Source organism: Aquibacillus salsiterrae, from assembly GCF_028416595.1.
In the GTDB taxonomy this organism is placed as follows: Bacteria; Bacillota; Bacilli; order Bacillales; family Amphibacillaceae; genus Aquibacillus_A; species Aquibacillus_A salsiterrae.
The window spans coordinates 27,151-38,370 of the sequence record NZ_JAMQKC010000015.1; the positions used below are offsets into that span (position 1 = coordinate 27,151).

Annotated in this window: 12 protein-coding genes; 3 read left to right on the forward strand and 9 right to left on the reverse strand. The window is 36.1% G+C overall.

The genetic code is table 11. The features are described from left to right. Window positions 1-461: 461 nt before the first annotated feature. The gene (locus NC799_RS13310) at window positions 462-899 is read right to left on the reverse strand and encodes a DUF86 domain-containing protein (protein ID WP_272446933.1); all 438 of its coding nucleotides are present in this window, start codon (window positions 897-899) and stop codon (window positions 462-464) included. Window positions 900-1,041: 142 nt separating this feature from the next. Here NC799_RS13310 and NC799_RS13315 point away from each other — a divergent pair, with 142 nt between their 5' ends. Next, entirely contained in the window at window positions 1,042-1,311 is a 270-nt protein-coding gene (locus NC799_RS13315) for an SAV0927 family protein (protein ID WP_272446934.1), read from the forward strand. Window positions 1,312-1,370: 59 nt separating this feature from the next. Here the strand turns inward: NC799_RS13315 and NC799_RS13320 are convergent, their stop codons facing one another. Beyond that, complete coding sequence (locus NC799_RS13320) at window positions 1,371-1,646, reverse strand: YutD family protein (protein WP_272446935.1); 276 nt, start codon at window positions 1,644-1,646, stop codon at window positions 1,371-1,373. 147 nt (window positions 1,647-1,793) lie between these two features. Between NC799_RS13320 and NC799_RS13325 the strand changes: the two genes are divergently transcribed. Further along, window positions 1,794-2,420: a YhcN/YlaJ family sporulation lipoprotein gene (locus NC799_RS13325; RefSeq protein WP_272446936.1), complete on the forward strand. Its 627-nt coding sequence runs from the start codon at window positions 1,794-1,796 to the stop codon at window positions 2,418-2,420. A 118-nt stretch (window positions 2,421-2,538) separates the two neighbouring features. Further along, a complete protein-coding gene (locus tag NC799_RS13330; RefSeq protein WP_272446937.1) occupies window positions 2,539-3,504 on the forward strand; it encodes a M23 family metallopeptidase in 966 nt (321 codons plus the stop codon). A gap of 98 nt (window positions 3,505-3,602) precedes the next feature. Here the strand turns inward: NC799_RS13330 and NC799_RS13335 are convergent, their stop codons facing one another. The 7 genes from NC799_RS13335 to sufB form a co-directional block, all read right to left on the reverse strand. Continuing rightward, entirely contained in the window at window positions 3,603-3,707 is a 105-nt protein-coding gene (locus NC799_RS13335) for a methionine/alanine import family NSS transporter small subunit (protein WP_272446938.1), read from the reverse strand. Continuing rightward, window positions 3,707-5,260, reverse strand: a complete 1,554-nt coding sequence (locus NC799_RS13340; RefSeq protein WP_272446939.1) for a sodium-dependent transporter — start codon at window positions 5,258-5,260, stop codon at window positions 3,707-3,709. Before NC799_RS13340 ends, NC799_RS13335 begins: the two co-directional genes overlap by 1 nt. Before the next feature lie 296 nt (window positions 5,261-5,556). After that, the gene (yunB, locus tag NC799_RS13345) at window positions 5,557-6,345 is read right to left on the reverse strand and encodes a sporulation protein YunB (protein ID WP_272446940.1); all 789 of its coding nucleotides are present in this window, start codon (window positions 6,343-6,345) and stop codon (window positions 5,557-5,559) included. A gap of 50 nt (window positions 6,346-6,395) precedes the next feature. After that, window positions 6,396-7,496 carry an HD-GYP domain-containing protein gene (locus NC799_RS13350; protein ID WP_272446941.1) on the reverse strand — a complete coding sequence of 367 codons (1,101 nt, stop codon included), beginning with the start codon at window positions 7,494-7,496 and terminating at the stop codon, window positions 6,396-6,398. A gap of 212 nt (window positions 7,497-7,708) precedes the next feature. Beyond that, a complete protein-coding gene (locus NC799_RS13355; protein WP_272446942.1) occupies window positions 7,709-8,014 on the reverse strand; it encodes a YunC family protein in 306 nt (101 codons plus the stop codon). A gap of 60 nt (window positions 8,015-8,074) precedes the next feature. Then, window positions 8,075-9,466, reverse strand: a complete 1,392-nt coding sequence (locus NC799_RS13360) for a bifunctional metallophosphatase/5'-nucleotidase (RefSeq protein ID WP_272446943.1) — start codon at window positions 9,464-9,466, stop codon at window positions 8,075-8,077. Window positions 9,467-9,821: 355 nt separating this feature from the next. Beyond that, entirely contained in the window at window positions 9,822-11,219 is a 1,398-nt protein-coding gene (gene sufB, locus NC799_RS13365) for a Fe-S cluster assembly protein SufB (RefSeq protein WP_272446944.1), read from the reverse strand. Between the last annotated feature and the right edge of the window lies 1 nt (window position 11,220).

Genomic DNA, 11,220 nt, shown 5'->3' on the forward strand with positions numbered 1-11,220 from the left:
TATACTTGCTTATCTTTCGAGTAAAAACTTACTTAATGGAGGTATGATTCTTTAGTAGACTTGTTTCAAAGGAACCATAAAAAAAAGGATGTAATTGTATGGATTACACCCTTTTTCTTTTCAATTTTTCAATTAAAAAACGACAGCATCTAGAGCCTTTTGTCATACAACCTACATCTCCTAACACTGCTTCAAACAAATCTGCTTCTATTTTACATATAGCTTGATATCCCTCTGCCACTGTTGATAATGGACAATTAAATTGTTCTAAAATAAACGAATCATTTGAGGTATGAAGCTCTGTCATATATCCTTTTGTTTCTTGTAATGTGGCCAGTGCATGTACCCTATCTTCAAAGGATTGGCAATCATCTAAGTAAGCTTCAGCTTCTTTATGTTCCTTTTCAGCTCTTGTGACCGTCGATTACGGAAGAGTTATTTATCAAAACAAAACCTCCTTCCTAATCACCGGAAAAAGCAGTTACAACCCCTGTTTCACGAGACAGATAATCCCTAACTCGACCACTGAAATTTTCAAGAACAGCTTTGTTGTCACGAAATGTGCTAAAGAGGTGGTCATGATCAATTTGAAGATAATCCTTAACTAAGTCATTCCGCAATTTGATTACTGCTTTATAGCAATCGGCATCGCTTAATGGAAGAACGTTTTCATCAATTAGAATATCAATTATATCCTCAAAGCTACCTGGGTCACGCATTATAAATCCATCAATCATCATATTACCGACATCTAATATTGCTTCAATGGAGAGATGGATCATTCTTTCTAGGCTAAGCTTTTCGATAAAAGAGTTAAACGTGTGATTTTCCGACTCTTGGAGTAATCCTTCGAGAAAAAGTAACGTCTTTTCAATTTTCTTCCTATCTACAAAATACATGAAAAAACTCCTTAAATACCATTTGATTGGTTAAATCATATCATGGATTGTTTGAGATTGGAATAAATCAACTAAGTTCTATAAATGATAAATGATAAGGAATAAGGCTTGGTGGCTATATAAGTAAATTCGGAGGGATAGCATGAACAATCATACATTGCTTAAAGATACGACAGTCAACGGGAAAATAAGATTTCTTAGCATTATGGGTGAATTCCATCGCTATGATTTAGCGATTATTAATCCAGAAGCACCAGAGGATGAAATATTTATTCTTGACATCAACCAAAATAGATTTATCACTATATCAAAAAGTAAAGTAATTGATGAGGAAGGATACATTGAGCATACATTAAACTACACAGAAATAGATGCGGAGGAGTTAAGAGAACTTATTAAACAAGTATTATAATCTTCCCGTTTACCTCCTTAGTCAATCGATATACTAAGGAGGTTTATGGTTCTAAGCATTTAGCCTTTTAATCGTCTAACGACAAAATAAGCACAACCAAAGTTACAATATTCATACAAATAATCGTCTAAAGTACTTATTTTCGTATCAAAAGATGCTTTAGGATTTTGATCATCATAAAAACCTTTTAAACGGAGTTGCTCATAACCCCAGTCCCCTAAAATAAAATCGTACTTAGTTAGAATTTCACTATATCTCTCTTTAAATGCTTCGATTTGGAATCCATTTTTAACCTCTGCTACCAACTCATATTTATTTCCTTGTATTTCAACCACTGCTTCATTCACTCCTTACTAATAATTGTAGTTTACCACAACTTCTTCATTAACACTGCAAATAAAGGGTAATATTTTCTAGCATGATTCGCCGAAGCAAACGTCACAATATAAAATGGGGAGAAATAAAATCAGGAGGTAGATAAGGTGAAATTAAAACCGATTATTACTTCGATTCTTTTCACTTCTATTTTAGTCACAGGTTGTGCAACCAATGATGAAGCTGGAGACGCATTAGATCGAACTATAAACGAAAAAAATGAATTGGATCAATATGAAGCACCGTCAAACCGGAATGACGAAGAGATTACTTCCCAATTAGGGTATGTACGCTACAATGAAGACGAAATTAACACAGAAAATACTCACTACGTTGGTATCGACCGGAACAAAATGGCTGATATTATTACCCGATTAATATTGAGCAACGACAATTTTGAAGATGTTGCAACACTTGTGACAGATGAAGAAGTGCTAATTGCATACAATCAACCCGAAGAAATGGAGCGCGAAAAAGCAGCAACAATTGCAAAGAAAACAGCACTATCTGTATTACCACGGTTTTACCATGTATATGTCTCTGATCAACCAACAGCATTCAAGGATATCCAAAGTTTACAAAACTCACTAACGGTTAATGACGATTACGAAAATACACTGCAAACCATTATTGATGAAATGAAGAAAGCTCCCCAAGGTGAACCAGTAAATGATAGTAATGAAAACTATGATAATGAAGACGATCAAAACCATTATAAAGGTTTAATGGATTAAATCTTAAAGGCATCCTTTATCTTATCCAGACGATAAAGGGTGCTTTTTCCATTCATTTTTTTACAAAATTGATACAGAATAGTACTATCAGAAACTTTATAGGGGGTTAAGGTTCAACATGATAAAGCTACTTCCATTCCTTGTAATCATTAGTTTTTTTTCAGTTCCAATGATGGTTAGTGCTGAAGAAAAAAACGACGATATGGTTGAAAATCGAATGGCACTTTACAAAAAGTCGGAAGCACTTACCATGATTCCCTGGTATTATTTTGCTGCAATGGATCAATACGAAAGAAATATCAACAAGGAAACAGCTTCTGATGATTATATATCGATAACCATACCTAAAGAAAAGTGGTTTGGTTTCGCTAACCCTAGTCAAAGTGTTCATTCTGGTTGGATTGCTATGTTTTCTGGAATCGGCAAGGATGGAAATGGAGATGGTCTTGCTGATCCAACTGATGATGAGGATATATTATATACTATCGGAAAATGGATAAGTAAATACGGAAAAACAGAACAAGATTTTAAAATTGCTATATGGAATTATTATCATCGAGAGCTTTCCGTCCAAACAATTACAAATATTGCAAAAGTCTACAAAAAGTTTAATACGATTGAATTAAACGAAACTGATTTTCCAATTCCTCTTCAATACAATTATAGCTACAAGAATACGTGGGGAGATGCCAGAGGTTTTGGTGGAAGGCGAATCCATGAAGGAACAGATATCTTCGCAAATTACGGTGTTCCTGTTAAAGCAACTACTTACGGCGTGGTAGAACTTAAAGGATGGAACAAATTTGGTGGCTGGAGAATTGGCATAAGAGATATTTATGGACGATACCACTACTTTGCCCATTTAAATGGGTATCAAAAAGGTATTGAAGTAGGTGACATTGTAAAACCAGGAGACGTGATTGGTTCTGTCGGCGCAACAGGCTACGGGCCACCAGGCACCTCTGGTAAGTTCCCGCCACACTTACATTATGGGATATATAAAGATACTGGTACAACTGAATGGTCCTTTGATCCATATCCATACCTTAAAAAGTGGGAGAGACAAGCACGAAAAACTCGTTAAAGGTAAGAAAAGCTCTTGCATTTTTTTTACTTGCTTAACTTGCAAGTAAAAACGCTTGGGGGATTGACCATATACCCCAAGCGTCTCATTAAATAGGCTTAATTTGATTTTGAAGCCTTAACAGCTGTAACAATACTTGCTGCTAAACCACCCCAAATAACGACAATACCAATAATCCCCATAACAACAGCCCCAGTTGACATTATTTGGAAACCCCCTTATTTTGAGCTCGTTCAGAATTCTCATCATCTGCGTTTGCTGGCCATTTTTTTAATGTGAATAATGCTCCTACAAACATTGCAGCAATCGAAACTATCCAACCATAGTTAAATAAATATTCAATTGGATAACCACCATAGAATAAACGTTCACCAGTTTCTGGGTCAATTGTACCAATAATCTCAGAGCGAAGATTTTGAATCATCATAAAACCTAGAACAATTGGTGTTATAATTCCAATCGAAACTCTCCACCATCGACCTAATTTAATATCAGAAATTTCGTCAGCATGATTTTGAAAATCTTTTAATGATTTAGCAAACCAAGCAATGGCAACAACTTCAAATAAACCTGATAATGCAACTCCATAGTTGTTGACGAAGTGGTCTACTGTATCTAATAAGTTAAGTCCACCTTGATTTGCAAAAAATAATGAAATAATCGCTGCAAGTCCACCACCATAAGTAATAGACTTCCCACGAGAAATGTTAAATTTCTCTTGGACACCAGCAATATATGTTTCTGAAATAGAAATCATCGAAGAAAGTCCCGCTAACACTAAAGATAAGAAAAACAAAACTCCAAACAATCCAGGTAGAGGCATTTGACTAATTATTTCTGGAAATACCATAAATGCCAAACCTACTCCACCACTTACTACATCTGAAACAGCTTGATCTGTTTGGTTAGCCATAAATCCTAAGGCTGCGAACACACCAATACCAGCCAACAATTCAAATGAAGAATTAGCAAAACCTGTAATGAAAGCATTATTTGTAATATCTGACTTTTTTGGTAAATAAGATGCATAAGTAATCATAATAGCAAAAGCGATAGATAAGCTGAAGAAGATCTGACCATATGCAGCAACCCACACTTTACCATCAAAAATGGATGACCAATCAGGCTTGAAAAAGGCGTCTAGCCCGTCAAAAGCACCTGGTAACGTAACAGCACGAACTACAATAATAAGAAAAATAACGAGTAGTGCTGGAATGAAAATTTTGTTAGCTACCTCAATCCCTTTTTTAATACCACGACCTAAGAAAAATAATACGATTGCCCATACTAAAATTAGTGGTATGAGGATACTTGGAACGATCGAACCGAATGTACCAGCATCAGCTAATTGTAAATAATCAGTAACAAAGAATGTTGTAGCACTGTCTGCCTTTTCCCAACTTTGCCCAAAAGAAAAATAAGTGTACATAAATGCCCATGCAATAATAATTGGGTAATAAGTTGAGATTATAAACGATACAGCTATTTGCCACCAACCAAGCCATTCCATCCCTTTGCTAATCTTTCCATATGACCTTGGTGCGGATCCTCTAAATTTGTGACCGATTGTGTATTCCATAATTAGTAGTGGAATACCGGCAGTAAGTAATGCAAATAAGTAAGGTAAAAAGAATGCTCCCCCACCGTTCTCATAAGCAGTTGCCGGGAAACGCCAAATGTTTCCTAAACCTATTGCTGAACCCATAGCAGCAAGCAGGAAACCAAGTCTACTTCCCCATTGCGAACGTTTTTCCATCAGGTTTTCCCCTTTCATTTTTTATTGTTAAAACATTCATCTTTACAACACTATGTCCATCGACACGAATGAATGTTTTAAATTTTTATTTTTTTCTGATATTAGAGTATTATAACTAGACTATTCTCCTATGTCAAAGAAAAATCGATATATTTTTACATTTATCGCGCCATTTGTTTTTCTCGTCAGAAGCTCATACATGTTGTGCGGTGTTGTCCTGAATTTACCACATAGGAAAAGGACAGTAATAGTAATTAAATCTATTACTGTCCTTTTCCTTGTATTATACCAAGGTACTATGGAGTCTGCAATGGGTCAATCGGAATGGAGAAATCAGCATTTCCACCATTTCCGTTTGAGTCATTAAAGAACTCTGGGACATCCCCCTCAATTAATTCTGTTGCAACAGGTACTTCTTGAGTTAGTTGAGTAGTTTCAGATGAAAAAGGTAAAACGATTTGCAAATTGACTGTTAATTTAATCGTTAAAACCATTATTTTTGTGTTGATACCTGGTTCCTCTACGGATAACACCTGTTCTGAACGGACATTTCCAATCACATGAAAGGATACCGGAATTTTTGGTCCTAAATTTTCAAGTACACTAAGACCAAAAATTTGTCCAAGCGGAATCTCAATAAGCGTTGGGTCGCCTCTAACCGTTTCGATGTTTGATACTTCCTCTTGAAGTTCTACATCAAGCGTTTCTCCCGCTTCAGGTAGGGTACCGTTCTCAAGACTTGTTAGAAAATTTTCAACTCGATTCGTTGTCCCTCGTAAAACCTCATTGACTACCTTATTATTAACACTCGCATTCGCTACATAGCCATCGTTCGTATATGATATTTTAATCAAATCATCGCCCAGCTCATCGTTTAGTTTTTTACTAAACGCAGCATTTACTGCAATAGTTAAAAATTGATTTGTTTTTGCCTCCGCAATTTCTCTAAGTCTGGGCTCTATTCCCTTATTAACAATGATTAATCCTAAAAAAGTAAACACAAAGAAGAAAATCATTGTTATGACAATAATATTTTTCATCGGAGGTGGTGTCATTCTTTTTCTTATTCGTACCCTTTTTCTCAATGTAAAAACCCCCTCAAAAAACATTATGCGTTTGTACAGGGGGTTAGAATTTATTTTAATGAATTTTCTAAAGTAGAATGACACGACGTAATCGTAACATTTAATAAGTTCGACAAATCAACATCATAAGGAATAATCTCTTCACCAAATTCTTTAACAATCCGAACAACAGGTCGTTCTAATAAGTGCTTATTTTGTTTTACGACTATACCTGAGCGTCCATCGCTTAGTCCGACAGTTATTCCATTAGGGTAAACAGCAATTGTTTTTCGAAAGGCATGTACAAGGTCTTGGTCAAACAACCGACCAGATCCTGAGTATAAGATTTCTAACCCTTCATGTGGCAACAATGCGTCCCGGTAGACCCGATTACTTGTAACAGCATCAAACACGTCGGCGACAGCAAGTAACTTACCGTAGAAGTGGATATCTTGCCCGACTATCCCTCTTGGATAACCAGAGCCATCAAGTCTTTCATGGTGCTGATAGGCACAATGCGCCACAAGTAGTGGTATAGTACCGGACTTTCTTAGCATGTTAAACCCTTCGACTGTATGGGTTTTGATAATCTCATATTCATAATCTGTTAATCTTTCCTTCTTTTGAAGAATCCCCTCTGGAATAGAAACCTTTCCTACATCATGTAGCATAGACCCTAATCCAATATGCTCTAATTTTTGTTGAGGTAAGCCTAATTCTGTAGCCAATGCTAAGGCGTAAACTGTTACATTAATCGAATGGCTAAAGATGTAATCATCACTAATGATTACATCAGAAAGAATCGACAACACTTCTTCTTGATTCTTGATTTCATCAATAATGTGACTGACTATTTTACTCATTTTCTCACTGACACGGGAAAATATGTAAGCATGTTTTTGATATCCGTTTGTTTGTAGATCAGCAAACGAATTTTTCACTATCTGAACTGCCTCCAATCTAAGTTCATCAGGAATTGGTGGCTTTATGATTATATCATCAGTAAGGGCGTCCTTGATATAGACATATGTAATACCTAGCTGCTGCAAGCGCTGAATCATCTTGTTGGTGAGCTTCATGTCTTTTTGAATCAGGACCCGTCCTGTATCGCTATAAATAGCTTTTGCAAGCTCTGTACCTTCATGTATGGTTTTGGTAGCTACTAGTCTCATATTGTTCTCCTAACTACAGTAATATCAATTGACGCCTTAATTAAATACTACCAGAGAAACACAGAAGTGGCCACAAAATTATACATCATTTGACAAAAACTAACAAAAAACGCTATTTCTAGAATAGGGAAGGGAAGGGAAGGGAAGGGAGACTTCTTATCTTTTAAACTTAAGCGAAAAGGGTTAAACCAAAATCGGTCTAACCCTGCACTTTACTCCGCTATTTTTAACAAAGCTTCCTTTGCATTCATACCTTCCTGCCAGCCTTTGTTTTTTGCTTCCGTTGTAACCTTATCTAATGGTGCATCAAGCAGCTGCTCGATGGTCTTTACACCCGTAGCTCTAGCTGCGACGATTTTTCTTTCAGCAAGCTTATCATTCAATAAATCAACGTCCAATGCGCCGCACATAATGTAGCCGACATCGTTTGAAACAATTAATAAGTTTGTTTTAGGTAGCTGTACATGAATTGCAGTAAAAGGATGATTTTCAATCATAATTGGCTTTACTGACATCATATAGATGCACTCCTTTCTCCTTACAATATATGGGGAAAAGAGTGTTTTGTGATTAAAACATTAAATTTTTGTTTTCAAAGTATGAATAAGCAGATCTCTTAAAAACTCTGGCATGAAATACTCTTTGAAATTGGAACGGGCAATTTCTGGCAATAGTGGTCCAAATGTAAACGTATCTGCGGTTGCAACCTTATACACTTTGTCCAAGGACAGTGGTTCACCGTTTATCTTTACATCGATAACCTGGAATTCACCGCTTTGTCTTTGTTTTGCTAAAACATCTATATTTGAAAATATCATTTTACCAATCATTTTCCCTCTAAATCCAAAACCTTTTAATTCTAACTCCATAAACGCTTTCGTATAACTAACCCTAATGACTTCAAGGATCTCATGACCTGTAAGTTCTACTAAACATGGATTAATTGGATGTGGGCAGATACGATGAACATCCCGAGAAGTGACTTTACCAGGTCCAAGTGAGTTTAATAAGACACCTGCATTCAACATGGCGCAGTCCGCCTTTGTCCATTCCTGTAATGTTTCCGTTAGTTTATTCATTAGATATGTTTCGTCAAACCAGTTTACCTCTAATTTGTTTTCCAAATATATAATTGTTTGGTCCAGTGTTTGACACGCGTTTTCATCTAAATGTTCTAAATGTTTCTTTGTCTCTGCATGCTCAACCTGATGGTCAATATTAATAGCATAAGCTTCTTTTTCAATTAATTTCTTTTGCTCATGGTCCCAAGTTAAAATAACTTCACCGACATGAAGACCATGCTTTCCTGCTGCTGTCAGTAGTGTATTTTCAATGTATTCACCATCTTTAAAAAGATGGTGCGTATGGCCCCCAATAATTACATCAATTGATGGATACTGTCGTGCTATCTCTTCATCTTCATTGATCCCTAGATGCGAAAGTAACACAACAATGTCATTATCATGACGAAGGTCTGACAACACCGAATCTATTGCCTCGTTCGGCGAATTAATATGCCATCCTAACAAATTGTAAAATGCATTAAAAGGAGCAGTTAAACCAAACAAACCTATTCTCAGGCCACTTGGAGAGATAAACTGGGTTGATGTTTTTAACCAGGCTGGGTTTTGTCCTTTAGTACTTTCTAAATTGGCACAAACAATTTCAAAATTGGCCTCATCATACAAATGAAACAAATCGTTATAATCAAGTGTAATGCCTTCATTATTACCTATTGTAGCAAGGTTATATTCCGCGTGGTTCAACAATTGTACATTTGCCTTTCCCATCATTGCTTCCGTTATCGGGTGCGAACGATCGATATGGTCACCGATATCAAGTAGCCAGTACGATTCATTTCCTCTTTTTCGGATGTTTTTTTGCTTTTCAAAATAACTGACAATTTTAGTCCAGTTTTCAAAATGGCTATGTAAATCATTCGTATAATAAAAAAACATTTTTTCTTTCAAAGTCTAAACTCCCCTCATTTACCGACAAAAGTTTTAACAAGTTGGCAAAGGTTAATCGGAGACATGTACACACCAACATGTTTTGAAATAATAGGATAGATAATCCAACCTTCTACAGTTTATATAGAAACTAATCCCTGGTAAATCAGGCGTAATTTTATTAAATGGAATACACTCCACCTTTTGCATACCAGAATAAAGCAAGAATCCCACAGTATCAACAAATGATTGATCTATACACCTCTATTACTTTATACATAAAACAGTGATATTTTTTCCCTTTATATCGAAAAAACAATATAACAAAAGAGCCCGAAAAATTCGGACTCTTTTATTATAAAAGTTATGCTACTATTTATCCAATAGAACCTTCCATCTCGAACTTGATGAGGCGATTCATTTCTACAGCATACTCCATAGGGAGCTCTTTTGTAAATGGCTCAATAAAGCCCATAACGATCATTTCTGTAGCTTCTTCTTCAGAGATGCCACGACTCATTAAATAAAATAGTTGTTCTTCGGAAACCTTAGATACCTTCGCTTCATGCTCAAGCGAAATATTTTCATTTAAAATTTCATTATATGGAATTGTATCTGATGTAGACTTGTTATCCATAATGAGTGTATCACATTCAATGTTTGAACGTGCTCCATCTGCCTTACGTCCAAAGTGGACAATACCCCGATACGTAACCTTTCCACCATGTTTTGAAATAGATTTAGACACGATTGTAGAAGAAGTATTCGGTGCTAAATGGTGCATTTTTGCTCCAGCATCTTGGTGTTGACCTTTACCTGCTAAGGCGATTGAAAGCGTCATACCACGCGCCCCTTCACCTTTAAGGATTACCGCAGGATATTTCATCGTTAACTTAGAACCAATATTACCATCAATCCATTCCATCGTTGCGTTCTCATCACAAATGGCGCGTTTGGTAACTAGGTTATACACATTATTTGCCCAGTTTTGAATGGTTGTATAACGACAGTAGGCATTTTTCTTTACAAAGATTTCAACAACAGCACTATGAAGGGAATTTGTTGTATAAACAGGCGCGGTACAGCCTTCTACATAATGTACGGAAGCATCTTCATCAACAATAATTAGCGTACGCTCAAATTGTCCCATGTTCTCTGAGTTAATTCGGAAATATGCTTGTAAAGGAATGTCTGTTTTAACCCCTTTTGGCACATAAATGAATGAACCCCCAGACCAAACAGCCGAGTTAAGTGCAGAAAACTTATTATCTGCAGAAGGAATAACCTTCCCGAAATATTCTTTGAATAGATCTTCGTTTTCCTTAAGTGCTGTATCAGTATCTTTAAAGACAATACCTAGTTCTTGTAAATCTTCTTTTAGGTTATGATAAACTACTTCCGATTCATATTGTGCAGATACACCCGCTAAATATTTCTGTTCCGCTTCAGGAATTCCTAATTTATCGAACGTATTTTTAATTTCTTCTGGTACTTCATCCCAAGAACGCTCAGACCGTTCTGATGGCTTTACATAGTAAGTGATTTCATCAAAATTTAATTCTGAGAGATCTCCACCCCATTGTGGCATCGGTTTTTTATAAAATTGCTCCAATGCCTTAAGGCGGTAATCAAGCATCCATTGTGGTTCTTCCTTCATACGAGAAATCTCTTCGACAATTTTTTTTGTTAGACCTTTTTCTGTACGAAAAATAGAAATATCTCGATCGTGGAAGCCATATTTGTATTCTCCTACTTCAGGCGCTTTTTTTGCCATG